The sequence below is a fragment of the Escherichia sp. WS33 genome, assembly GCF_046486385.1.
Classification (GTDB): domain Bacteria; phylum Pseudomonadota; class Gammaproteobacteria; order Enterobacterales; family Enterobacteriaceae; genus ECMA0423.
The window spans coordinates 18,472-42,972 of record NZ_JBJQLJ010000010.1; the positions used below are offsets into that span (position 1 = coordinate 18,472).

A 24,501-nucleotide genomic window follows, 5' to 3' on the forward strand; every position below is an offset into this window, starting at 1 on the left:
ATTTAAACCATTTTGATGGTTATTTATTAGTGATATCAACTTGAGGTAAGCGTTAGTTTCGATAAGATAAACTGAGTTACTAATAGTCGAGGCAGATAATACAGTGTACCGATCTGTCTCTTTATCTACGCTAAATTGAAAGCTGGATTTAGAGGAACCAAAATGTCTGAACAAGAAACACGGGGAGCCAATGAGGCTATTGATTTTAACGATGAACTGAGAAATCGCCGCGAAAAACTGGCGGCACTACGTCAGCAAGGTGTGGCGTTTCCCAATGATTTTCGCCGCGACCATACCTCTGACCAGTTGCACGAAGAGTTTGATGCGAAGGATAACCAGGAACTGGAATCCTTAAACATTGAAGTCTCGGTTGCTGGCCGAATGATGACCCGTCGTATCATGGGGAAAGCCTCCTTTGTAACGTTGCAGGATGTCGGTGGCCGTATTCAACTGTACGTTGCAAGAGATAGCCTGCCAGAAGGTGTTTATAACGATCAGTTTAAAAAATGGGATCTGGGTGACATTATCGGTGCCCGCGGTACGCTGTTTAAGACGCAAACCGGTGAGCTTTCCATTCACTGTACTGAGTTGCGCCTGCTGACAAAAGCACTACGTCCTTTACCAGATAAATTCCATGGTCTGCAGGATCAGGAAGTCCGTTATCGTCAACGTTATCTGGACCTCATCGCTAACGATAAATCCCGTCAAACGTTTGTTGTCCGTTCAAAAATTCTGGCCGCTATCCGCCAGTTCATGGTCGCGCGCGGCTTTATGGAAGTAGAAACCCCGATGATGCAGGTAATTCCAGGTGGGGCATCTGCTCGCCCGTTTATTACCCATCATAACGCTCTGGATTTAGATATGTACCTGCGTATCGCGCCGGAGCTGTATCTGAAACGTCTGGTTGTAGGCGGTTTTGAACGGGTATTCGAAATCAACCGTAACTTCCGTAATGAAGGTATTTCTGTTCGCCATAATCCTGAGTTCACAATGATGGAACTCTACATGGCGTATGCGGATTACCACGATTTGATTGAACTGACAGAGTCCCTGTTCCGCACCCTGGCACAAGAGGTTCTGGGTACCACTAAAGTCACTTATGGCGAGCATGTGTTTGATTTCGGCAAACCGTTTGAAAAACTCACCATGCGCGAAGCAATCAAAAAATATCGTCCAGAAACCGATATGGCCGACCTGGATAATTTTGATGCTGCTAAAGCATTAGCTGAATCTATCGGAATTACGGTAGAGAAAAGCTGGGGGCTGGGACGTATTGTCACGGAGATCTTTGATGAAGTGGCAGAAGCACATCTGATTCAGCCAACCTTTATTACGGAATATCCGGCAGAAGTGTCACCGCTGGCGCGCCGTAATGATGTTAACCCGGAAATCACCGACCGTTTTGAATTCTTCATCGGTGGTCGTGAAATCGGTAATGGTTTTAGCGAATTAAACGACGCAGAAGATCAGGCTGAACGTTTCCAGGAACAGGTTAACGCTAAAGCTGCAGGTGACGACGAAGCCATGTTCTATGACGAAGATTACGTGACTGCGCTGGAATATGGTCTGCCGCCAACCGCTGGTCTGGGTATTGGTATCGACCGAATGATTATGCTGTTTACAAACAGTCATACTATTCGCGACGTTATTCTCTTCCCGGCGATGCGCCCACAGAAATAAATTTCACTTTAATGAACGAAGCAGTCAGGCGACTGCTTCGTTCGTCGTTCCGCAAATCCAGTTTTGAGGAGAGACGCTTCGTTTCACGATAACCAGCGGGTCCACTCAACTACAGCTCCTAAAAGAGAGAAAAAAGTAATGCCACAGGCAGACTCATTGGCCAGGTTATTCCGACCAGGAATGCACTAAGTAAACGAATATGTGTTTTCTCATGTGAGATAAACCAGATAATGACAAAGGATATGTTCACACCAATCACATAAAAAATTAATATTTTAGAGAATAGTGCCATTTTTTATGTTCTTCTTATCCTTCCTGGCTACTTGTAAAACTGACGGAAATAGTCATCAACTGTCATAATGTTGAGGTCAAAATCAATATCCGGTAAGTCTAAGCATTTAAGCCTGATTAAATCTTCGATTTCACTTGCGGCTAACGATGTCGTTATTGCGAAAGAATTTTCATTCAATTGTCGTGGTATCCCATATTCATCAGCCACGATAGAAGAGAAATTCATATCATACATCAATGATCTTAACCTTAAGAACACTGAGGAATAAGATGATGGATAATCAAAAGAAACAACATAAGTATTGAACTTGTTTTTACCTTCCATAATATGACTCCTATCAATATTGAATGCTCTGGGGACGCAAAAATTATTAACCCCGATTGATGATTCTCATATAGGAGATATTCTTTTTTTTGCTCAGTAAAGGGGATGACTTGGGACAAAAAAACGCGCTCTCTGCCCATTCTTTGTGCATCCCCCTACCCTTCAGATGCTCTCCTGCATCACTCCGCGGAGAGCATGAAAAATATCGTGACTCTGTACTCTCCCATCAACTGCGAATATCATCATACTCCCGCGTTTTATCAAATTCGTGTTTCGCAAATGGGCATAGTGGGATAATTTTTCGTTTTTCCCGACGCATTTTTTCCACGACTTTCGCAACCAGCTGTTTACCAATCCCCTGCCCTTTCAGGCTTTCATCGACATCGGTATGTTCGATAATCGCTAAATTCTCTCCGGTCGGCACAAAGACAATTTCAGCGATTTGCTTGCCCTGTTCGTCATTAATGTAAAATTTATTGTGGCCTTCGCGTATTTCCATTTTACCCTCGCTTATTTATGACGGTATTTCAGCGCACCACTCGGGCACGTATCAATCACTTTCACCACAGTGGCAACGTCGACTTCATCCGGCATGATCCACGGCTTTCGTTTGAGATTAAATAACTTGCCGTTGCCACGTACGCAATTGCCAGAATGCTGACATATCGCAGTGTTGAAATAGACATCGATCTTTTCGCCGGTATAACAGCGATAACCCTCGTCCAGTAGCGCCTGATCCATGACTTTCCCTCTCTCATCAGTATGATTATCGCTATAAGCATAGCCCTGGAATCTTCATACAGCACTGGCAGTTTCCGTTGCCAGAGTCTCTTCCCCTATATAGCCAATCATTCTTACTCCCTTTGAATTACCCGCCTCATCAGAGATAATGCTTAAGAAATTTGTCACACAAGGAAGCTGATGAGACATTCATTGCCCTACCGCATGTTACGCAAACGTCCGATGAAATTGAGTACCACAGTGATCTTAATGGTCAGCGCGGTACTGTTCTCGGTGCTATTGGTGGTGCATCTGATTTACTTCTCGCAAATCAGTGATATGACGCGAGACGGGCTGGCCAACAAGGCACTGGCAATGGCGCGTACCCTCGCCGACTCGCCGGAAATCCGTCAGGGCTTGCAGAAAAAACCGCAGGAGAGCGGAATCCAGGCCATCGCGGAAGCCGTGCGCAAACGCAACGATCTGCTGTTTATTGTCGTTACCGATATGCAAAGTCTTCGCTACTCGCATCCTGAAGCCCAGCGTATTGGTCAGCCATTTAAAGGTGATGACATCCTTAAAGCGCTGAATGGCAAAGAAAATGTCGCTATCAATCGCGGTTTTCTGGCACAGGCTTTACGCGTATTTACCCCCATCTACGATGAAAATCATAAACAAATTGGCGTGGTGGCGATCGGCCTTGAGTTAAGCCGCGTGACCCAACAAATCAATGACAGTCGCTGGAGCATTATCTGGTCGGTATTATTTGGCATGCTGGTCGGACTGATTGGCACCTGCATTCTGGTTAAGGTACTGAAAAAAATCCTTTTCGGCCTGGAACCCTACGAAATCTCCACGCTGTTTGAGCAACGCCAGGCCATGTTGCAGTCTATCAAAGAAGGCGTCGTTGCCGTGGACGATCGCGGCGAGGTCACGCTGATCAACGATGCCGCACAAGAATTGCTGAATTACCGTAAGTCGCAGGACGATGAGAAACTGTCGACGCTAAGCCACTCATGGTCACAGGTGGTAGATGTCTCGGAAGTGTTACGCGACGGTACGCCGCGCCGCGACGAAGAGATTACGATTAAAGACCGGCTATTACTGATCAACACCGTTCCGGTGCGCAGTAATGGCGTTATCATCGGTGCCATTTCAACCTTCAGGGACAAAACTGAAGTTCGTAAACTGATGCAGCGACTCGACGGTCTGGTCAACTATGCTGATGCACTTCGTGAACGATCCCACGAATTTATGAATAAATTGCATGTGATTCTCGGATTATTGCATCTGAAGAGTTATAAGCAGTTGGAAGATTACATTCTCAAAACAGCCAATAACTATCAGGAAGAGATTGGCTCTCTGCTGGGTAAGATCAAATCTCCGGTTATCGCTGGTTTTTTAATCAGCAAGATTAACCGCGCGACCGATTTAGGCCATACGCTGATTTTAAACAGTGAAAGCCAGCTGCCAGACAGCGGCAGTGAGGACCAGGTCGCGACGCTGATTACCACATTGGGAAATCTGATAGAAAACGCGCTGGAAGCATTAGGGCCGGAACCCGGTGGCGAAATTAGCGTAACATTGCACTACCGTCACGGCTGGCTGCACTGCGAAGTTAACGATGATGGACCGGGGATCGCACCCGACAAAATCGATCACATTTTTGACAAAGGTGTCTCGACAAAAGGAAGCGAGCGAGGCGTCGGTTTAGCACTTGTCAAACAACAGGTAGAAAATCTCGGCGGCAGCATCGCCGTGGAATCGGAACCCGGGATTTTCACACAATTTTTTGTCCAGATACCCTGGGACGGGGAGAGGTCGAACAGATGATCAATGTATTAATTATCGATGACGACGCAATGGTCGCGGAGCTGAATCGCCGATACGTAGCACAAATCCCAGGCTTTCAATGCTGTGGAACAGCCTCGACGCTGGAGAAAGCCAAAGAGATTATCTTCAATAGCGATACGCCTATCGACCTGATATTGCTCGATATCTATATGCAAAAAGAGAACGGGCTCGATTTACTGCCTGTCCTGCATAACGCGCGTTGCAAAAGTGATGTGATTGTCATCTCCTCCGCAGCCGATGCGGCAACCATTAAAGATTCGCTGCATTACGGTGTCGTGGATTACCTGATCAAACCCTTCCAGGCTTCCCGCTTTGAAGAGGCGCTCACCGGCTGGCGGCAAAAGAAAATGGCGCTGGAAAAACATCAGTATTATGACCAGGCCGAGCTTGATCAGCTAATCCACGGCAGCAGCTCCAACGAACAGGATCCTCGTCGCTTGCCAAAAGGCTTAACGCCGCAGACGTTACGCACGCTGTGCCAGTGGATTGACGCGCATCAGGACTATGAGTTTTCAACCGACGAGCTGGCTAACGAGGTTAACATCTCGCGTGTTTCCTGCCGAAAATACCTCATCTGGCTGGTCAACTGCCACATCTTGTTCACCAGTATCCATTATGGCGTCACGGGGCGTCCGGTTTACCGTTACCGTATTCAGGCAGAACACTACTCACTGCTGAAACAATATTGCCAATAACGGATCGCTGGTTATCTGTAAGTAATAATTATTACCGTAATGCAAAATACCCCTGGCACAAGTTACATCCTTCATCAGTAAAACTTGTGCCAGATCAAATATAATTATCCCTCCATCATCGCTAAAAATTAATATCTCTTCAGGTGAACGGTGTTTTTAATTTCAAAACGCTAACAAAAGTTAATTAACTATTATGTCACCCGCATTATGTGTATTTTTACCCACAAATGGGTAGATCAGATTAATCTTTAAACCTAATGATATCTGCCCTGAGAACAAAAAATAGACCGATAAATATCAATAAGATAACAGCAAACAAAACATTAACATCTGCGCAGTACAAACTATAAACCCATCGCCAGAGAGTTTTTCTCTCTGAAAAAGCCGCTTATCACAGTGCATAAATTTGCCGCTGCTTTAATCAGCCAATATTTACTGTGAGGTATTTGCTAAAGCCGGTAACGACCAAACGGATATTTAGTCAGGCTCTGAAAACAGTTCATACAAAACAGAACGTGACTGTGATCTATTCAGCAAAAATTTAAATAGGATTATCGCGAGGGTTCACACATGTTATTTACTATCCAACTTATCATAATACTGATATGTCTGTTTTATGGTGCCAGAAAGGGTGGTATCGCGCTGGGTTTATTAGGCGGTATCGGTCTGGTCATTCTGGTCTTCGTCTTCCACCTTCAGCCAGGTAAACCACCAGTTGATGTCATGCTGGTTATCATTGCGGTGGTGGCGGCATCGGCGACCTTGCAAGCTTCGGGCGGTCTTGATGTCATGCTGCAAATTGCCGAGAAGTTGCTGCGCCGCAACCCGAAATATGTCTCAATTGTCGCGCCGTTTGTGACCTGTACACTGACCATTCTTTGCGGTACGGGTCATGTGGTTTACACCATTCTGCCGATCATCTACGACGTCGCCATTAAGAACAACATCCGTCCGGAACGTCCGATGGCGGCAAGTTCTATCGGTGCACAGATGGGGATTATCGCCAGTCCGGTGTCGGTTGCGGTCGTGTCTCTGGTTGCAATGCTGGGTAATGTCACCTTTGATGGTCGCCATCTTGAGTTCCTCGACCTGCTGGCAATCACCATTCCATCGACGTTAATCGGTATCCTGGCGATCGGTATCTTCAGCTGGTTCCGCGGTAAAGATCTGGATAAAGACGAAGAGTTCCAGAAATTCATCTCCGTACCGGAAAACCGTGAGTATGTTTACGGTGATACCGCGACGCTGCTCGATAAAAAACTGCCGAAAAGCAACTGGCTGGCAATGTGGATTTTCCTCGGTGCAATCGCTGTAGTCGCCCTTCTTGGTGCTGATTCGGACCTGCGTCCATCCTTCGGCGGCAAACCGCTGTCGATGGTACTGGTTATTCAGATGTTTATGCTGCTGACCGGGGCGCTGATTATTATCCTGACCAAAACCAATCCCGCGTCTATCTCAAAAAACGAAGTCTTCCGTTCCGGTATGATCGCCATCGTGGCGGTGTACGGTATCGCATGGATGGCAGAAACCATGTTCGGTGCGCATATGTCTGAAATTCAGGGCGTACTGGGTGAAATGGTGAAAGAGTATCCGTGGGCCTATGCCATTGTTCTGCTGCTGGTTTCCAAGTTTGTAAACTCTCAGGCTGCGGCGCTGGCGGCGATTGTTCCGGTCGCGCTGGCGATCGGCGTTGATCCGGCATACATCGTGGCTTCAGCACCGGCTTGCTACGGTTATTACATCCTGCCGACTTATCCGAGCGATCTGGCAGCGATTCAGTTTGACCGTTCCGGCACCACCCACATCGGTCGCTTCGTCATCAACCACAGCTTTATTCTGCCGGGGTTGATTGGTGTGAGCGTATCGTGCGTCTTCGGCTGGATCTTCGCCGCGATGTACGGGTTCTTATAAATGCACTTTGCGTGCCGCCCGTGACTACGCGGCACGCCATTTTCGAATAACAAATACAGAGTTACAGGCTGGAAGCTATGTCAAACAAACCCTTTATCTACCAGGCACCTTTCCCGATGGGGAAAGACAATACCGAATACTATCTACTCACTTCCGATTACGTTAGCGTTGCCGACTTCGACGGCGAAACCATCCTGAAAGTGGAACCAGAAGCCCTGACCCTGCTGGCGCAGCAAGCCTTTCACGACGCTTCTTTTATGCTCCGCCCGGCACACCAGAAACAGGTTGCGGCTATTCTTCACGATCCAGAAGCCAGCGAAAACGACAAGTACGTGGCGCTGCAATTCTTAAGAAACTCCGAAATCGCCGCCAAAGGCGTGCTGCCGACCTGCCAGGATACCGGCACCGCGATCATCGTCGGTAAAAAAGGCCAGCGCGTGTGGACCGGCGGCGGTGATGAAGAAGCGCTGTCGAAAGGCGTCTATAACACCTATATCGAAGATAACCTGCGCTATTCACAGAATGCGGCGCTGGACATGTACAAAGAGGTCAACACCGGCACTAACCTGCCTGCGCAAATCGACCTGTACGCGGTAGATGGCGATGAGTACAAATTCCTTTGCGTTGCGAAAGGCGGCGGCTCTGCCAACAAAACGTATCTCTACCAGGAAACCAAAGCCCTGCTGACTCCCGGCAAACTGAAAAACTTCCTCGTCGAGAAAATGCGTACCCTCGGTACTGCAGCCTGCCCGCCGTACCATATCGCGTTTGTGATTGGCGGTACGTCTGCGGAAACCAACCTGAAAACCGTCAAGTTAGCAAGCGCTCACTATTACGATGAACTGCCGACGGAAGGGAACGAACATGGTCAGGCGTTCCGCGATGTCCAGCTGGAACAGGAACTGCTGGAAGAGGCCCAGAAACTCGGTCTTGGCGCGCAGTTTGGCGGTAAATACTTCGCGCACGACATTCGCGTTATCCGTCTGCCACGTCACGGCGCATCCTGCCCGGTCGGCATGGGCGTCTCCTGCTCCGCTGACCGTAACATTAAAGCGAAAATCAACCGCGAAGGTATCTGGATCGAAAAACTGGAACACAACCCAGGCCAGTACATTCCACAAGAACTGCGCCAGGCCGGTGAAGGCGAAGCGGTGAAAGTTGACCTTAACCGCCCGATGAAAGAGATCCTCGCCCAGCTTTCGCAATACCCGGTATCCACTCGTTTGTCGCTCACCGGCACCATTATCGTGGGCCGAGATATTGCACACGCCAAGCTGAAAGAGCTGATTGACGCCGGTAAAGAACTTCCGCAGTACATCAAAGATCACCCGATCTACTACGCGGGTCCGGCGAAAACCCCTGCCGGTTATCCATCAGGTTCACTTGGCCCAACCACCGCAGGCCGTATGGACTCCTACGTGGATCTGCTGCAATCCCACGGCGGCAGCATGATCATGCTGGCGAAAGGTAACCGCAGTCAGCAGGTTACCGACGCGTGTCATAAACACGGCGGCTTCTACCTCGGTAGCATCGGCGGTCCGGCGGCGGTACTGGCGCAGCAGAGCATCAAGCATCTGGAATGCGTCGCTTATCCGGAGCTGGGTATGGAAGCTATCTGGAAAATCGAAGTAGAAGATTTCCCGGCGTTTATCCTGGTCGATGACAAAGGTAACGACTTCTTCCAGCAGATCGTCAACAAACAGTGCGCGAACTGCACTAAGTAACCTCTTCGGCCCAGCGCCTGGCAGCATGCTGCCAGGTGATCCCCCTGGGCCACCTCTTTTGCGATTGTAATTTCACGCTTGCTGGTGAATAGTCAGTATTTTCCCTGACTTGCGAACTCACCATGACCCGCACACTCAAGCCGTTAATTCTTAACACCGGCGCACTGGCGCTAACGTTAATCCTGATTTATACCGGCATTTCGGCCCATGACAAACTCACCTGGCTGATGGAAGTGACACCGGTGATTATTGTCGTGCCGCTACTCCTTGCCACCGCGAAACGTTATCCGTTAACGCCGCTGCTCTATACGCTCATTTTCTTTCACGCCATCATCCTGATGGTCGGCGGACAATACACCTACGCGAAAGTCCCCGTTGGTTTTGAGGTGCAGGAATGGTTAGGGTTGAGCCGTAATCCGTATGACAAGCTGGGGCATTTTTTCCAGGGGCTGGTGCCTGCACTGGTGGCACGAGAAATTCTCGTTCGCGGGATGTACGTGCGCGGACGTAAAATGGTGGCGTTCCTGGTCTGCTGCGTGGCGCTGGCGATAAGCGCGATGTATGAATTAATCGAGTGGTGGGCGGCGCTGGCAATGGGCCAGGGAGCGGATGATTTTCTCGGCACCCAGGGCGACCAGTGGGACACGCAATCCGATATGTTCTGCGCGCTGCTTGGCGCATTAACGACGGTGATATTCCTCGCTCGCTTTCATTGCCGCCAGCTACGGCGCTTTGGCTTGATAACCGGATAACAACGTGCGCTTTGTTGATGCCGGATGCGGCGTGAATTCCTTATCCGGTCTACAAAATTTGCAAATCCAAAGCATTACATTAAGACGTGGCCTGATAAACATATCGCATCAGGCCATTTTCGTTAGCTATTGTCCACGTCAGGCTTTCACATCACTCACTGCACCGACCGGAATATCAGCATGAACAGGCTCGGGCGGTACTTTGCGATATTTATCCAGCAGATGAATCTGGATCCTGCGCAGCGTGTCGCCATTGAGGCGATAGAAACGGAAGTAGAGAATCAGCGTTACCATGAAAAACAGAGTTGGTAGAGCAATCATAATAAACTGCATACCTAATAGGGCTTGCGTAGACTGTTCAACATTCGGTACATAGCCAATCATCCCTAACACAACCGCAATGAAAAAAGCCGCAAAGGCTGAACCGCCCTTCACCACCATAGTCTGCACGGAGTAAGCGATACTTTCACAGCGTACGTGCAGTTTATATTCACCGTAATCAACGGTATCTGCCACCATGATGACCTGTAATACCCAGAAAAGCGCCGTTCCCACATTCAGCAAAATACCCGCAATCACAATGAGGACGACGTTGTGATAGCTCATTAATGCCATTAACAGGAGAACACCACAGCTTAACACCGGAAGAATAGATGCTCCGGCCCATAAAATGCGTCGGGATAATGATTTAACTAAGCGTGGGAAGAATACTAACGTCACCAGGTTAGCAGCTCCCGCATACGACAGATAATAGGGGAACAAATCCGCATCACCGATAACATATGAGAAATAATAGATAGCAAATCCGGTAATAATGTTGCTGGCTACATTATAAGCAAGAGCCATACCCAAGAGGCATGAAAGCTGATCGTTTTTATAAATTAGCGCAACGATGGCTTTAAGTGTCAGATGGCTTCCTTCAGCAGACGGTTGATTGTCTGACGAAAAGACTTCATGCACATTGCGCAGAGTGATGATGGTTGAAACAATAAAAAAGGCGATTAGTACCAGAGTGAACATCTGAAAGCCAAATCCCCGATCGCCACCGCCGACATAATTAACAAATGGTAGCGTCACACCTGCCGTAACAAAGCCTGCCAGACTGGCAAAAAAACGCGGATAAGGAACCAGTTGTTCGCGCTCACGTTTATCGAGCGTGATGGTTGGAACCAGCGACCAGAAGGGAATATCCATAATGGTGTAAGTCATGCCCCAGAGGATGTAGGTCACGCAAACAAAGACAATCTGAGTAGTACCTTCAAACAGATGCGCACTAAAGAGGAGAAATAAGATTACAGAGTTTGCCAACGTACCGATCAGGATCCAGGGTTTGAACTTACCCCATCGCGATCGCGTAGCATTTACAATCCATCCCATAATCGGATCGTTAATAGCATCCCAGATCCTCGCCACCAGAAACAAAGTACCGACCAAACCCACAGACAGCCCAACGACATCGGTGTAGTAATACATGAGGTACATATACACAATGCCGATCGCAAAATCCTTCCCGAACGCTCCAAATCCATAACTGAGTTTTGTAGTCATTGAAATGCTCATAGGGTATCGGGTCGCTGTTACCAACGCCCGCCTTCTGTTATTGGTATCGTCAGAGGTGTGCGCCGGAATAAATCCCCCGGCGCAGTAGCGTTTAGTCGCGTTTTAACGGTGCAACCAGCCTGGCAGCCAGTCGCCGTGGGCGGCAATCAGGTCGTCAACAAGAGCATATATTTCATCAATGCCCAGCACGGCAGCAGTATGCGGGTCCATCATCGCGGCGTGGTAAACACGGTCGCGATTTTCCGTAAGAATAGCTTCGGTCAGCAGCGTCTGTACGTTGATGTTGGTTTGCATCAGGGCGGCCAGATGCGAAGGTAGCGTACCGACTTTGGTCGGCTGAATGCCATTAGCATCAACCAGACAGGCTACTTCCACGCAACATCCTTGTGGCAGGTTATCAATCAAACCATCGTTACGGACGTTGCCGTAAATCACACTCGGCTCGCCAGTCCAGATAGCGTTCATGATTGTGCTGGCATATTCCCGTGACGGTTTAATATCAATCCGGGAGGCGTTTTTATACTCCTCCAGCTCTTTATGCCAGTTCGCCAGCTGCTCGACGCAGCGTTTCGGGTACTCATCCAGCGGTACTTTATAACGCTCAATCAAATCCTCACGACCTGGCTTAATAAACCACGGTGTGTACTCAGCAAAATGTTCTGACGATTCCGTGACGAAGTAGCCCAGCTTTTTGAACATTTCGTAGCGCACAATATTCTGGCAGCGAGTATTGCCATGAATATTCGGCTTCGGTGCCTGCCCTGCTTCATAAGCCGCCAGCAGTTCCGGGTAGAGATTCACATAACTGCCGTCGGCGGTTTTGCGCTCCAGCTCCAGGTAAAACGCCATATGGTTGATACCTGCGCAACGGTAACGCAGCGTAGCTGGGTCGATATTGAGGTCACGCGCCAGCTCTTCCGCCGTTCCCTGCACCGAATGGCACAGCCCGACCTGTTTGATATGCGGATAGCGGGCATACATCGCCCAGGTATTCATCGCCATTGGGTTAACATAGTTGAGCATGGTGGCATCGGGGCAGACTTCCGTCATGTCCTCGCAAATTTGCCACAGATGCGGAATGGTACGTAGCGCGCGCATAATACCGCCCGGCCCCAACGTATCGGCAATGGTTTGTTCCAGACCATGCCGCTTACAGACCTCGAAATCAGTCACCGTGCAAGGTTCATAACCGCCAATCTGAAATGCCACCACGACAAAATCGGCATCCTGTAAGGCTTCTTTCTGTTGGGTGTGGCAGGTGATTTTGCCGCTGGCCCCTGCTGAATCCATAAGCTTACGCACCACAATATGCGACTCTTCCAGGCGGGTAGGATCAATGTCCATCAGGGCAATATGCGCCGTTTTCAGCGCCTCGCGATGGAACACATCACCAAGAATATTTTTAACGAAAATCGTCGAACCAGCGCCGATAAATGTAATTTTGGGTGCAGTCATCATGCAGATCTCCTGGCTTGCTTGAATAACTTCATCATGGCAGGCGAATCTGCAGAAAACCTCCGGCTTCCAGGTTGAGCATTCCCATAAACTCAGATCCTGCGTGAAGCAGCAGTAAATCTGAGTTTATGGTAATAAGTTACCTGAAAAGCAGAGTTTTCGGCCTCATGATGCTCGGACGCTCCCCTCGCCTCTCTGGGAAGAGGGTGAAAACCGTGCTCCCACTCGCAGTCATCCTCCCTCACTCCTGCCATAATTCTGATATTCCAGGAAAGAGAGCCATCCATGAATACAGATACGTTTATGTGCAGCAGCGACGAAAAACAGACCCGCAGCCCGCTGTCGCTGTATTCGGAATACCAGCGGATGGAGATTGAGTTTCGCGCACCGCATATCATGCCCACCAGCCACTGGCATGGTCAGGTCGAAGTGAATGTGCCTTTCGATGGCGATGTGGAATACCTGATCAACAATGAAAAAGTGAATATCAATCAGGGTCATATCACGCTGTTCTGGGCCTGTACACCGCACCAACTAACAGATACCGGAACCTGTCAGAGCATGGCGATTTTTAATCTGCCGATGCATCTGTTTCTCTCCTGGCCGCTGGATAAAGACCTGATTAACCACGTCACTCACGGCATGGTGATCAAATCACTGGCCACACAGCAACTTAGCCCGTTTGAAGTGCGCCGCTGGCAGCAGGAATTAAACAGTCCGAACGAGCAAATTCGCCAGCTCGCCATTGATGAAATTGGCCTGATGCTCAAGCGATTTAGCCTCTCTGGCTGGGAACCGATTCTGGTCAATAAAACCTCGCGCACACACAAAAACAGCGTCTCGCGCCATGCGCAATTTTATGTTAGCCAGATGCTGGGCTTTATTGCCGAAAACTATGATCAGGCGCTGACCATCAACGATGTGGCTGAGCACGTCAAACTTAACGCCAACTATGCAATGGGGATATTCCAGCGGGTCATGCAATTGACGATGAAACAGTACATTACCGCGATGCGCATCAACCACGTTCGCGCGTTACTGAGCGATACCGATAAAAGTATTCTCGATATTGCCCTGACGGCAGGCTTTCGTTCAAGTAGTCGTTTTTACAGCACGTTCGGCAAATATGTCGGCATGTCGCCGCAACAATACCGCAAACTTAGCCAACAGCGCCGCCAGACGTTTCCCGGCTAAAGACGATATCAGTATCAGCCAAAAAAATAGTTTAGCCGTCGATAATAAGCAGTGAAAATAATTTAAAATAATCACATAACGCATTGTTTATAAAAATAAATATTTCAAAAATGTTTGTTTTTCACGCGCTTTACAGCCCGAAAAGGCCGGAAGATACTTGCCCGCAACGAAGATTCCTTCATAACCGGGTAAGCAATGATGAAAGTATTAATTGTTGAAAGCGAGTTTCTCCATCAAGACACCTGGGTCGGTAACGCCGTTGAGCGTCTGGCAGATGCTTTAAGCCAGCAAAATGTTACCGTGATTAAATCCACCTCCTTTGATGATGGTTTTGCCATTCTCTCTTCAAACGAAGCCATTGACTGCCTGATGTTCAGTTATCAAATGGAACATCCGGACGAACATCAAAACGTCAGACAATTGATCGGTAAGCTTCATGAGCGCCAACAAAACGTGCCGGTCTTCCTGTTGGGCGATCGGGAAAAAGCCCTCGCCGCAATGGATCGCGACCTGCTGGAGCTTGTCGATGAATTCGCCTGGATTCTGGAAGATACCGCCGACTTTATCGCCGGACGCGCTGTTGCCGCGATGACCCGCTACCGCCAGCAGCTGTTGCCGCCACTGTTCAGCGCGCTGATGAAATATAGCGACATCCATGAATATTCCTGGGCAGCGCCAGGCCACCAGGGCGGCGTTGGTTTTACCAAAACACCCGCCGGACGTTTCTACCATGACTACTATGGAGAAAATCTGTTCCGCACCGATATGGGCATCGAACGAACTTCCCTCGGTTCTTTGCTTGACCATACTGGCGCATTTGGCGAAAGCGAAAAATATGCCGCACGCGTATTTGGTGCCGATCGCTCCTGGTCGGTAGTCGTCGGTACTTCCGGCTCTAACCGCACCATCATGCAGGCTTGCATGACCGATAACGATGTCGTGGTCGTTGACCGTAATTGCCATAAATCCATCGAACAAGGCTTGATGCTGACAGGCGCGAAACCAGTCTACATGGTGCCAAGCCGCAACCGCTACGGCATTATCGGGCCAATCTATCCGCAGGAAATGCAACCTGAAACCTTGCAGAAGAAAATCAGTGAAAGCCCGCTGACTAAAGACAAAGCTGGGCAAAAACCGTCTTACTGCGTGGTGACCAACTGCACCTATGACGGCGTGTGTTATAACGCTAAAGAAGCGCAGGATCTGCTGGAAAAAACCTCCGATCGTCTGCACTTTGACGAAGCCTGGTACGGCTATGCACGTTTCAACCCGATCTATGCCGATCACTATGCCATGCGCGGCGAACCTGGCGATCACAACGGTCCTACCGTTTTCGCCACCCACTCCACCCACAAACTGCTGAATGCGCTTTCACAGGCTTCTTATATTCATGTACGTGAAGGTCGTGGGGCGATTAACTTCTCCCGCTTTAACCAGGCCTACATGATGCATGCCACCACCTCCCCGCTGTATGCCATCTGCGCATCCAACGACGTGGCGGTGTCGATGATGGACGGCAACAGCGGCCTGTCACTGACGCAGGAAGTGATCGACGAAGCGGTTGATTTCCGTCAGGCGATGGCGCGGCTGTATAAAGAGTTCACCGCTGACGGTAGCTGGTTCTTCAAACCGTGGAACAAAGAAGTCGTCACCGACCCACAAACCGGCAAAACCTATGACTTTGCTGACGCACCAACCAAACTGCTGACCACCGTTCAGGACTGCTGGGTAATGCATCCGGGCGAAAGCTGGCACGGCTTCAAAGATATTCCGGATAACTGGAGTATGCTCGACCCGATTAAAGTCAGCATCCTTGCTCCGGGAATGGGTGAAGATGGTGAACTGGAAGAAACCGGTGTTCCGGCGGCGCTGGTCACTGCCTGGCTTGGTCGCCACGGCATTGTGCCTACCCGCACCACTGACTTCCAAATTATGTTCCTGTTCTCTATGGGCGTAACCCGTGGGAAATGGGGGACTCTGGTTAACACCCTTTGCTCCTTCAAACGCCACTATGACGCCAACACACCGCTGGCGCAGGTGATGCCGGAACTTGTTGAACAATATCCTGACACTTACGCGAACATGGGGATTCACGATCTGGGTGACACCATGTTTGCCTGGCTGAAAGAAAACAACCCTGGCGCACGGTTGAACGAAGCCTATTCCGGCCTGCCGATGGCGGAAATCACCCCGCGTGAAGCGTACAACGCGATTGTCGACAACAATGTCGAACTGGTATCCATTGAAAATCTGCCAGGACGCATCGCGGCAAACTCAGTTATCCCGTATCCGCCAGGAATCCCGATGCTGCTGTCTGGTGAAAACTTCGGCGATAAAAACAGTCCGCAAGTAAGTTATTTACGCTCGCTGCAATCCTGGGACCACCATTTCCCTGGATTTGAACACGAAACTGAAGGGACTGAAATTATTGACGGTATTTACCACGTTATGTGCGTGAAAGCGTAACCACTATTCCGCTGAAGGCGTAATTGTTTAAATAACATTACGCCGCCTGGCCTTAGGCCTTTTGAGTATGGCAACGTTTTCATAAAAATTGCTGCAAACAAAAATGTCATACTTTTTGCGCGGCCCCACCCCGCGCTTTTTTTTGCCTGTTATTTATCCTGTAAAAAAATATGTACATGAGAAATTACTATAAAAATTTGTAATATTAGTAAAACTCGTTATTTTTATGCATGTTTATATTCATCATACAATTATATAACCATTTCCCGGTATCGCTTTGCTTTAGCGAGAACTGGTCTTTTATTTGCACTCAGGAGTACATGTATGAGGATTTGCAGCGACCAACCTTGTATTGTTTTATTGACTGAAAAAGATGTCTGGATAAGGGTGAATGGGAAAGAACCTATTAGCCTTAAAGCTAACCATATGGCGTTATTAAATTGTGAAAATAATATTATCGACGTCTCCTCTCTTAACAACACTTTGGTTGCTCATATTAGTCACGACATCATCAAAGATTACCTCCGGTTTCTGAATAAAGATCTCTCGCAAATACCAGTATGGCAACGTAGCGCTACGCCCATACTCACCCTGCCATGCCTGACGCCAGACGTCTTTCGCGTTGCCGCGCAACACAGCATGATGCCCGCAGAAACTGAGTCAGAAAAGGAACGAACACGCGCATTATTATTCACGGTGCTATCCCGTTTTCTCGACAGTAAAAAATTCCTTTCATTAATGATGTATATGTTACGTAATTGTGTAAGTGACAGCGTTTATCAAATTATTGAAAGCGATATTCACAAAGACTGGAATCTTAGTATGGTAGCCAGTTGTTTATGTCTTAGCCCAAGTCTGTTAAAGAAAAAGTTGAAAAGCGAAAACACCAGTTATAGCCAAATAATCACCACCTGCCGCATGCGTTATGCCGTAAATGAATTAATGATGGACGGTAAAAATATCTCTCAGGTATCACAGTCCTGCGGCTACAACAGTACGTCGTACTTTATTTCTGTCTTTAAAGACTTCTACGGTATGACGCCGCTGCATTATGTTAGTCAGCACAGAGAACGCACTGTCGCCTGATTTTTAACCTTAACGAAGAGCTATATTAATAACGGCATCAGCGATAACCCGGTCGATAATAATTCAACTATCGAATGCAGGCGTATGATATGACGTAATTTATTGTCACGAAGCTCGCCTTCGCAGGAGTTTAATTATGTCTTCGGATGCTGATGCTCACAAAGTGGGCTTAATCCCCGTCACCCTGATGGTGTCGGGGAATATTATGGGGTCAGGTGTTTTTCTGTTACCTGCAAACCTGGCCTCTACTGGCGGGATTGCCATTTATGGATGGTTGGTGACGATTATCGGTGCACTGGGGCTCTCGATGGTATACGCCAAAATGTCGTTCCTCGACCCAAGTCCTGGTGGTTCTTACGCTTACGCCCGCCGCTGCTTTGGCCCGTTTCTCGGTTATCAAACCAACGTCCTCTACTGGCTGGCCTGCTGGATCGGCAATATCGCCATGGTGGTCATTGGCGTAGGATATTTAAGTTACTTCTTCCCGATTCTGAAAGATCCATTGGTATTAACCATCACCTGCGTCGTGGTGCTGTGGATCTTCGTCCTGCTGAACATTGTCGGTCCGAAAATGATCACCCGTGTGCAGGCAGTTGCCACCGTGCTGGCGCTGATCCCCATCGTCGGGATTGCCGTATTTGGCTGGTTCTGGTTCCGTGGTGAAACCTATATGGCGGCATGGAACGTCAGCGGCCTGGGCACCTTCGGTGCAATTCAAAGTACCCTTAACGTTACGCTGTGGTCGTTCATCGGTGTGGAAAGTGCCTCCGTTGCCGCAGGTGTGGTGAAAAACCCGAAACGCAATGTCCCTATCGCCACCATTGGTGGGGTATTGATTGCCGCCGTTTGCTATGTACTTTCTACCACCGCGATTATGGGGATGATCCCTAATGCCGCACTGCGCGTTTCTGCTTCGCCATTCGGTGATGCCGCACGGATGGCGTTGGGTGACACCGCCGGGGCCATTGTTTCCTTCTGCGCAGCTGCGGGTTGCTTAGGTTCACTGGGCGGCTGGACGTTGCTGGCGGGTCAAACGGCGAAAGCCGCTGCCGATGACGGACTGTTCCCACCAATTTTTGCCCGTGTAAATAAAGCGGGTACGCCAGTGGCGGGGCTGATTATCGTCGGTATTTTGATGACCATCTTCCAGCTCAGCAGCATTTCACCAAACGCGACCAAAGAGTTCGGTCTGGTTTCTTCCGTCTCGGTCATCTTTACACTGGTGCCATATCTTTACACCTGTGCGGCGTTACTGCTGCTCGGACACGGTCACTTTGGTAAAGCACGCCCGGCATATCTGGCAGTTACTACCATTGCCTTCCTCTACTGCATCTGGGCCGTGGTGGGGTCCGGAGCGAAAGAGGTTATGTGGTCATTTGTCACCCTGATGGTCATCACCGCCATGTATGCGCTGAATTACAACCGGCTACATAAAAACCCGTATCCCTTAGATGCACCAATAAGCAAAGATTAATTCCCCTTAATCCAGCAAACATAAAAGCCAACCTTAAGAACTTAAGGTTGGCTTAATTTTGCTTTGCGAGCATATGCGCACTTTGTTCGATGGAAACACCGTGATGTTGAAGCGCCTACTAAAAAGACCCTCTTTGAATTTACTCGCCTGGCTATTGTTGGCCGCTTTTTATATCTCTATCTGCCTGAATATTGCCTTTTTTAAACAGGTGTTGCAGGCGCTGCCGCTGGATTCGCTGCATAACGTACTGGTTTTCTTGTCGATGCCGGTCGTCGCTTTCAGCGTGATTAATATTGTCCTGACACTAAGCTCTTTCTTATGGCTTAATCGACCACTGGCCTGCCTGTTTATTCTGGTTGGCGCGGCTGCACAATATTTCATAATGACTTACGGCATCGTCATCGACCGCTCGATGATTGCCAATATTATTGATACCACTCCGGCAGAAAGTTATGCGCTGATGACACCGCAAATGTTATTAACGCTGGGATTCAGCGGCGTGCTTGCTGCGCTGATTGCCTGCTGGATAAAAATCAAACCTGCCACCTCGCGTCTGCGCAGTGTTCTTTTCCGTGGAGCCAATATTCTGGTTTCTGTACTACTGATTTTGCTGGTCGCCGCACTGTTTTATAAAGACTACGCCTCGTTGTTCCGCAATAACAAAGAGCTGGTGAAATCCTTAAGCCCCTCTAACAGCATTGTTGCCAGCTGGTCATGGTACTCCCATCAGCGACTGGCAAATCTACCGCTGGTGCGAATTGGTGAAGACGCCCACCGCAACCCGTTAATGCAGAACGAAAAACGTAAAAATTTGACCATCCTGATTGTCGGCGAAACCTCGCGGGCGGAGAACTTCTCCCTCAACGGCTACCCGCGTGAAACTAACCCGCGGCTGGCGAAAGATAACGTGGTCTATTTCCCTAATACCGCATCTTGCGGCACGGCAACGGCAGTTTCAGTACCGTGCATGTTCTCGGATATGCCGCGTGAGCATTACAAAGAAGAGCTGGCACAGCACCAGGAAGGCGTGCTGGATATCATTCAGCGAGCGGGCATCAACGTGCTGTGGAATGACAACGATGGCGGCTGTAAAGGTGCCTGCGACCGCGTGCCTCACCAGAACGTCACCGCGCTGAATCTGCCTGGTCAGTGCATCAACGGCGAATGCTATGACGAAGTACTGTTCCACGGGCTGGAAGAGTACATCAATAACCTGCAGGGTGATGGCGTGATTGTCTTACACACCATCGGCAGCCACGGTCCGACCTATTACAACCGCTATCCGCCGCAGTTCAGGAAATTTACCCCAACCTGCGACACCAATGAGATCCAGACCTGTAGCAAAGAGCAACTGGTGAACACTTACGACAACACGCTGGTTTACGTCGACTATATTGTTGATAAAGCGATTAATCTGCTGAAAGAACATCAGGATAAATTTACCACCAGCCTGGTTTATCTTTCTGACCACGGTGAATCGTTAGGTGAAAATGGCATCTATCTGCACGGTCTGCCTTATGCCATCGCCCCGGATAGCCAAAAACAGGTGCCGATGCTGCTGTGGCTGTCGGAGGATTATCAAAAACGGTATCAGGTTGACCAGAACTGCCTGCAAAAACAGGCGCAAACGCAACACTATTCACAAGACAATTTATTCTCCACGCTATTGGGATTAACTGGCGTTGAGACGAAGTATTACCAGGCTGCGGATGATATTCTGCAAACTTGCAGGAGAGTGAGTGAATGAAAATTCTGATTGTTGAAGACGATACGCTGTTATTGCAGGGATTGATTCTGGCGGCGCAAACTGAAGGCTACGCGTGCGATGGCGTGACAACCGCGCGGATGGCGGAACAAAGCCTTGAGGCCGGTCATTACAGCCTGGTGGTACTGGATTTAGGGTTACCCGACGAAGATGGACTGCATTTTCTCGCCCGTATCCGGCAGAAAAAATATACCCTGCCGGTACTGATCCTCACCGCTCGCGATACGCTGACCGACAAAATCGCCGGGCTGGATGTCGGTGCCGATGACTATCTGGTGAAGCCTTTTGCGCTGGAAGAGTTACACGCCCGTATCCGCGCCCTGCTACGACGCCATAATAATCAGGGCGAAAGTGAGCTGATTGTTGGCAATCTGACGCTGAATATGGGTCGCCGTCAGGTATGGATGGGCGGTGAAGAGTTGATTCTGACGCCCAAAGAATATGCTCTGCTGTCACGGTTAATGCTCAAAGCAGGCAGTCCGGTGCATCGGGAAATTCTCTACAACGACATCTATAACTGGGACAATGAACCCTCGACCAACACCCTGGAAGTGCATATCCACAATCTGCGCGACAAAGTGGGCAAAGCCCGTATCCGCACCGTGCGCGGCTTTGGCTATATGCTGGTCGCGAATGAGGAAAACTAATTGAATCTGATGCATTTTCTGCGCCGACCAATATCGCTGCGCCAACGGCTGATATTGACCATCGGGGCCATTTTGTTGGTGTTTGAGCTGATCAGCGTCTTCTGGCTATGGCATGAAAGTACCGAGCAGATTCAGCTGTTTGAGCAGGCGCTACGCGACAATCGCAACAACGATCGCCACATCATGCGTGAGATCCGCGAGGCGGTCGCCAGCCTGATTGTCCCCGGCGTCTTTATGGTCAGCCTGACGCTATTTATCTGCTATCAGGCGGTACGCCGCATCACCCGCCCGCTGGCGGAGCTGCAAAAAGAGCTGGAAGCGCGCACCGCCGACAACTTAACGCCCATTGCCATTCACAGCGCCACCCTCGAAATCGAAGCGGTGGTTTCGGCGTTGAACGATCTGGTCAGTCGCCTGACCAGCACGCTGGATAACGAAAGGTTGTTTACCGCTGACGTCGCGCACGAACTGCGAACGCCACTGGCGGGGGTGCGTTTGCATCTGGAACTGCTGGCGAAAACGCATCACATTGATGTAGCACCGTTAGTGGCACGGCTTGATCAGATGATGGAGAGCGTCTCCCAGCTGCTGCAACTGGCGCGTGCCGGACAGTCATTTTCTTCCGGTAATTATCAACATGTAAAACTGCTGGAAGATGTCATTCTCCCCTCGTATGACGAACTCAGTACCATGCTCGACCAGCGACAGCAAACCCTGCTATTGCCAGAGAGCGCCGCCGACATCACCGTTCAGGGTGATGCAACCCTGCTGCGGATGTTATTGCGAAACCTGGTAGAAAACGCCCATCGTTACAGCCCGCAAGGCAGCAACATTATGATTAAGCTGCAAGAAGATGGCGGAGCGGTCATGGCAGTTGAAGATGAAGGACCAGGTATTGATGAGAGTAAATGCGGGGAGTTGAGTAAAGCGTTTGTACGTATGGACAGCCGTTATGGCGGGATTGGTCTGGGGTTAAGTATTGTCAGCCGCATTACACAGTTGCATCACGGGCAGTTTTTCCTGCAAAACCGGCAAGAGACTTCCGGCACGCGGGCCTGGGTACGGCTGAAGAAAGATCAGAACGTGGCAAACCAGATATAAAGAAAGCTGCTGACCACCAGCACGCTGAACACGGTAGTTAAACTTTCATAAACACGGTTTTTCATTGCACTCTCCTCCGTTAACCTGGAGGAGAGTATGCGCGTCAGAGATTAAGTGAACCTTAAGAGTTCAATTGGCCTGATAAGACAGCGTCACATCAGGCCATCCGTTTCAGCTTATTCATCAATTCGCGGATGTTGCTGCACCAGGCGGGTACGTTTCGCCTGCAAATCGGCAATCTCGTGGTCAATATTATCGATTTTCTGCTCGATATTATCGTAATGCTCGACGAGAATTTCCTTCGCTTCCTGTATATCTGACGCCGCCGGTGTCGCACCTTTCAACGGACGATTTGCCGTCTCTTTCATGGTTACGCCGGTGATTAAACCAATCACCGCCACTACCATCAGGTAATAGGCAGGCATCATCAGATTCTGCGAGCTTTCGACCAGCCAGGCCGCCAGTGTTGGCGTCAGACCGGCAACCAGCACCGAAATATTAAATGCCGCCGCCAGCGCGCTGTAACGGATATGCGTCGGGAACATCGCTGGCAAGGTAGAAGCCATAACGCCCGTAAAGCAGTTAAGGATCACCGCCAGCATCAGTAACCCGGCAAAAATCAGGCCGATGACGTTACTGTTAATCAGAATAAACGCCGGGATCGCCAACACAAACAGGGCAACACTACCAAGTAGCACAAACGGACGACGGCCAAAACGGTCACTCAGCAAGCCCATCACCGGCTGGACAAACAGCATACCGATCATAATGGCGATAATAATCAGCACCCCGTGGTCTTCGGAGTAATGCAGGTTATGCGACAAATAACTCGGCATATAGGTCAGCAACATGTAGTAAGTCACGTTGGTGGCAATTACCAGACCAATACATGTCAACAGGCTGCGCCAGTGTTTGGTGGCAATCTCTTTAAACGAGACTTTCGGGCCATCCTGCAAACCTTCGCGGTCGCCCTGTTCCAGTTTATCGACATGCTGCTGGAACGCCGGAGTTTCTTCCAGCGCATGGCGCAGGTAAAGCCCGATAATCCCTAACGGCAGAGCAATAAAGAACGGAATACGCCAGCCCCAGTCGAGGAAGTTCGCTTCGCCGACAATGGTCGAAATTAACACCACTACGCCAGCACCCAGCACAAACCCGGCAATAGAACCGAAGTCCAGCCAGCTGCCCATAAAGCCACGTTTACGGTCAGGTGAGTATTCCGCAACAAATATCGACGCCCCGGTATATTCACCGCCGACCGAGAAACCTTGTGCCATCTTACAGATCAACAGCAGAATCGGTGCCCAAATACCAATCGTGTCGTAGGACGGTATTAAGCCAATACAGAACGTACTGATCGACATAATCACAATAGTGATAGCGAGGATCTTCTGGCGACCATATTTATCGCCCAACATACCAAAGAAGAGCCCGCCAAGCGGTCGAATCAGAAAGGGAACGGAGAACGTGGCAAGTGCAGCAACCATCTGCACGCTGGGGTCAGCCCCCGGGAAAAAAACTTTACCTAATGCGTAAGCAACAAAACCATAAACACCAAAATCAAACCATTCCATTGCATTACCCAGTGATGCTGCGGTAATGGCTTTACGCAGTTTACCGTCATCAATAATGGTGACATCACGAAGGGTAATCGGTTTTACTTTTTTCCTTTTCAGCATAGCTTTCCTCGCAGAGTTGGCCCATTTCCGCAAACGCCAGAAAAATCAGCGCGACGGCCGCAAAAGGGGAGCGGGAATTGCAGGATGCAATCTCTGTAACAAGCGTAGCGGGTTTGCTTACA

Annotated in this window: 21 protein-coding genes; 13 read left to right on the forward strand and 8 right to left on the reverse strand. The window is 49.4% G+C overall.

The window, feature by feature from the left end:
- Positions 1-162: 162 nt before the first annotated feature.
- A complete protein-coding gene (lysS, locus tag ACJHXA_RS10465; RefSeq protein WP_001295074.1) occupies positions 163-1,680 on the forward strand; it encodes a lysine--tRNA ligase in 1,518 nt (505 codons plus the stop codon).
- Between the two features lie 118 nt (positions 1,681-1,798).
- Here lysS and ghoT read toward each other — a convergent pair whose 3' ends face one another.
- The 4 genes from ghoT to yjdI form a co-directional block, all read right to left on the reverse strand.
- Positions 1,799-1,972, reverse strand: coding sequence for a type V toxin-antitoxin system toxin GhoT (gene ghoT / locus ACJHXA_RS10470; protein ID WP_001173343.1), 174 nt, complete (start codon positions 1,970-1,972; stop codon positions 1,799-1,801).
- A gap of 27 nt (positions 1,973-1,999) precedes the next feature.
- Positions 2,000-2,296 carry a type V toxin-antitoxin system endoribonuclease antitoxin GhoS gene (ghoS, locus tag ACJHXA_RS10475; RefSeq protein WP_000398619.1) on the reverse strand — a complete coding sequence of 99 codons (297 nt, stop codon included), beginning with the start codon at positions 2,294-2,296 and terminating at the stop codon, positions 2,000-2,002.
- Between the two features lie 226 nt (positions 2,297-2,522).
- The gene (locus ACJHXA_RS10480; protein ID WP_000405647.1) at positions 2,523-2,795 is read right to left on the reverse strand and encodes a GNAT family N-acetyltransferase; all 273 of its coding nucleotides are present in this window, start codon (positions 2,793-2,795) and stop codon (positions 2,523-2,525) included.
- Between the two features lie 11 nt (positions 2,796-2,806).
- Positions 2,807-3,037, reverse strand: a complete 231-nt coding sequence (gene yjdI / locus ACJHXA_RS10485; protein ID WP_000371698.1) for a 4Fe-4S mono-cluster protein YjdI — start codon at positions 3,035-3,037, stop codon at positions 2,807-2,809.
- A gap of 180 nt (positions 3,038-3,217) precedes the next feature.
- On the opposite strand from yjdI, the gene ACJHXA_RS10490 reads away from it, so the two are divergent.
- The 5 genes from ACJHXA_RS10490 to ACJHXA_RS10510 all read left to right on the forward strand — a co-directional run bounded on the left by ACJHXA_RS10490 (position 3,218) and on the right by ACJHXA_RS10510 (position 9,952).
- A complete protein-coding gene (locus ACJHXA_RS10490; protein WP_001216461.1) occupies positions 3,218-4,849 on the forward strand; it encodes a sensor histidine kinase in 1,632 nt (543 codons plus the stop codon).
- Positions 4,846-5,565 carry a two-component system response regulator DcuR gene (dcuR, locus tag ACJHXA_RS10495; protein ID WP_000611288.1) on the forward strand — a complete coding sequence of 240 codons (720 nt, stop codon included), beginning with the start codon at positions 4,846-4,848 and terminating at the stop codon, positions 5,563-5,565. The genes ACJHXA_RS10490 and dcuR overlap by 4 nt, the downstream gene beginning before the upstream one ends.
- Positions 5,566-6,135: 570 nt before the next feature.
- Positions 6,136-7,476 carry an anaerobic C4-dicarboxylate transporter DcuB gene (dcuB, locus tag ACJHXA_RS10500; protein ID WP_000899522.1) on the forward strand — a complete coding sequence of 447 codons (1,341 nt, stop codon included), beginning with the start codon at positions 6,136-6,138 and terminating at the stop codon, positions 7,474-7,476.
- Positions 7,477-7,553: 77 nt separating this feature from the next.
- Complete coding sequence (fumB, locus tag ACJHXA_RS10505; protein ID WP_000066681.1) at positions 7,554-9,200, forward strand: class I fumarate hydratase; 1,647 nt, start codon at positions 7,554-7,556, stop codon at positions 9,198-9,200.
- Positions 9,201-9,322: 122 nt separating this feature from the next.
- Positions 9,323-9,952, forward strand: a complete 630-nt coding sequence (locus tag ACJHXA_RS10510) for a DUF2238 domain-containing protein (protein ID WP_000198740.1) — start codon at positions 9,323-9,325, stop codon at positions 9,950-9,952.
- Between the two features lie 138 nt (positions 9,953-10,090).
- Here ACJHXA_RS10510 and melB read toward each other — a convergent pair whose 3' ends face one another.
- Positions 10,091-11,512, reverse strand: coding sequence for a melibiose:sodium transporter MelB (melB, locus tag ACJHXA_RS10515; protein WP_000028114.1), 1,422 nt, complete (start codon positions 11,510-11,512; stop codon positions 10,091-10,093).
- Positions 11,513-11,614: 102 nt separating this feature from the next.
- Entirely contained in the window at positions 11,615-12,970 is a 1,356-nt protein-coding gene (gene melA, locus ACJHXA_RS10520) for an alpha-galactosidase (protein ID WP_000988031.1), read from the reverse strand.
- A 282-nt stretch (positions 12,971-13,252) separates the two neighbouring features.
- Between melA and melR the strand changes: the two genes are divergently transcribed.
- The 7 genes from melR to pmrB all read left to right on the forward strand — a co-directional run bounded on the left by melR (position 13,253) and on the right by pmrB (position 22,700).
- Positions 13,253-14,161 (forward strand): transcriptional regulator MelR, encoded by a 909-nt coding sequence (gene melR, locus ACJHXA_RS10525; protein ID WP_001090758.1) that lies wholly within the window; start codon positions 13,253-13,255, stop codon positions 14,159-14,161.
- Positions 14,162-14,359: 198 nt separating this feature from the next.
- Positions 14,360-16,627, forward strand: a complete 2,268-nt coding sequence (gene adiA, locus ACJHXA_RS10530; RefSeq protein WP_001307519.1) for an arginine decarboxylase — start codon at positions 14,360-14,362, stop codon at positions 16,625-16,627.
- Between the two features lie 324 nt (positions 16,628-16,951).
- Positions 16,952-17,713: a DNA-binding transcriptional activator AdiY gene (gene adiY / locus ACJHXA_RS10535; RefSeq protein ID WP_001217059.1), complete on the forward strand. Its 762-nt coding sequence runs from the start codon at positions 16,952-16,954 to the stop codon at positions 17,711-17,713.
- A gap of 136 nt (positions 17,714-17,849) precedes the next feature.
- Positions 17,850-19,187, forward strand: coding sequence for an arginine/agmatine antiporter (adiC, locus tag ACJHXA_RS10540; protein ID WP_000093154.1), 1,338 nt, complete (start codon positions 17,850-17,852; stop codon positions 19,185-19,187).
- Positions 19,188-19,290: 103 nt separating this feature from the next.
- Positions 19,291-20,934, forward strand: a complete 1,644-nt coding sequence (eptA, locus tag ACJHXA_RS10545; RefSeq protein ID WP_001298860.1) for a phosphoethanolamine transferase EptA — start codon at positions 19,291-19,293, stop codon at positions 20,932-20,934.
- Complete coding sequence (gene basR, locus ACJHXA_RS10550) at positions 20,931-21,599, forward strand: two-component system response regulator BasR (protein WP_000697915.1); 669 nt, start codon at positions 20,931-20,933, stop codon at positions 21,597-21,599. Before eptA ends, basR begins: the two co-directional genes overlap by 4 nt.
- A complete protein-coding gene (gene pmrB, locus ACJHXA_RS10555; protein ID WP_001051093.1) occupies positions 21,600-22,700 on the forward strand; it encodes a two-component system sensor histidine kinase PmrB in 1,101 nt (366 codons plus the stop codon).
- On the opposite strand, the gene pmrR is transcribed toward pmrB, so the two are convergent.
- Entirely contained in the window at positions 22,676-22,765 is a 90-nt protein-coding gene (gene pmrR, locus ACJHXA_RS10560) for an LpxT activity modulator PmrR (RefSeq protein WP_000797656.1), read from the reverse strand. The two genes, pmrB and pmrR, sit on opposite strands and share 25 nt — an antisense overlap.
- A 111-nt stretch (positions 22,766-22,876) precedes the next feature.
- A complete protein-coding gene (proP, locus tag ACJHXA_RS10565) occupies positions 22,877-24,379 on the reverse strand; it encodes a glycine betaine/L-proline transporter ProP (protein WP_001296882.1) in 1,503 nt (500 codons plus the stop codon).
- Between the last annotated feature and the right edge of the window lie 122 nt (positions 24,380-24,501).

What these genes read in the sequence shown, in the direction of transcription:
- ACJHXA_RS10510 (WP_000198740.1), top strand. Translation starts at nt 9,323, where the DNA reads ATGACCCGCACACTCAAGCCGTTAATTCTTAACACCGGCGCACTGGCG.
- yjdI (WP_000371698.1), bottom strand. Translation starts at nt 3,037, where the DNA reads ATGGATCAGGCGCTACTGGACGAGGGTTATCGCTGTTATACCGGCGAA.
- adiC (WP_000093154.1), top strand. Translation starts at nt 17,850, where the DNA reads ATGTCTTCGGATGCTGATGCTCACAAAGTGGGCTTAATCCCCGTCACC.
- dcuB (WP_000899522.1), top strand. Translation starts at nt 6,136, where the DNA reads ATGTTATTTACTATCCAACTTATCATAATACTGATATGTCTGTTTTAT.
- ghoT (WP_001173343.1), bottom strand. Translation starts at nt 1,972, where the DNA reads ATGGCACTATTCTCTAAAATATTAATTTTTTATGTGATTGGTGTGAAC.
- adiA (WP_001307519.1), top strand. Translation starts at nt 14,360, where the DNA reads ATGAAAGTATTAATTGTTGAAAGCGAGTTTCTCCATCAAGACACCTGG.
- melA (WP_000988031.1), bottom strand. Translation starts at nt 12,970, where the DNA reads ATGATGACTGCACCCAAAATTACATTTATCGGCGCTGGTTCGACGATT.
- ACJHXA_RS10480 (WP_000405647.1), bottom strand. Translation starts at nt 2,795, where the DNA reads ATGGAAATACGCGAAGGCCACAATAAATTTTACATTAATGACGAACAG.
- adiY (WP_001217059.1), top strand. Translation starts at nt 16,952, where the DNA reads ATGAGGATTTGCAGCGACCAACCTTGTATTGTTTTATTGACTGAAAAA.
- fumB (WP_000066681.1), top strand. Translation starts at nt 7,554, where the DNA reads ATGTCAAACAAACCCTTTATCTACCAGGCACCTTTCCCGATGGGGAAA.
- ghoS (WP_000398619.1), bottom strand. Translation starts at nt 2,296, where the DNA reads ATGGAAGGTAAAAACAAGTTCAATACTTATGTTGTTTCTTTTGATTAT.
- basR (WP_000697915.1), top strand. Translation starts at nt 20,931, where the DNA reads ATGAAAATTCTGATTGTTGAAGACGATACGCTGTTATTGCAGGGATTG.
- eptA (WP_001298860.1), top strand. Translation starts at nt 19,291, where the DNA reads ATGTTGAAGCGCCTACTAAAAAGACCCTCTTTGAATTTACTCGCCTGG.
- lysS (WP_001295074.1), top strand. Translation starts at nt 163, where the DNA reads ATGTCTGAACAAGAAACACGGGGAGCCAATGAGGCTATTGATTTTAAC.
- dcuR (WP_000611288.1), top strand. Translation starts at nt 4,846, where the DNA reads ATGATCAATGTATTAATTATCGATGACGACGCAATGGTCGCGGAGCTG.
- melB (WP_000028114.1), bottom strand. Translation starts at nt 11,512, where the DNA reads ATGAGCATTTCAATGACTACAAAACTCAGTTATGGATTTGGAGCGTTC.
- ACJHXA_RS10490 (WP_001216461.1), top strand. Translation starts at nt 3,218, where the DNA reads ATGAGACATTCATTGCCCTACCGCATGTTACGCAAACGTCCGATGAAA.
- melR (WP_001090758.1), top strand. Translation starts at nt 13,253, where the DNA reads ATGAATACAGATACGTTTATGTGCAGCAGCGACGAAAAACAGACCCGC.
- proP (WP_001296882.1), bottom strand. Translation starts at nt 24,379, where the DNA reads ATGCTGAAAAGGAAAAAAGTAAAACCGATTACCCTTCGTGATGTCACC.
- pmrR (WP_000797656.1), bottom strand. Translation starts at nt 22,765, where the DNA reads ATGAAAAACCGTGTTTATGAAAGTTTAACTACCGTGTTCAGCGTGCTG.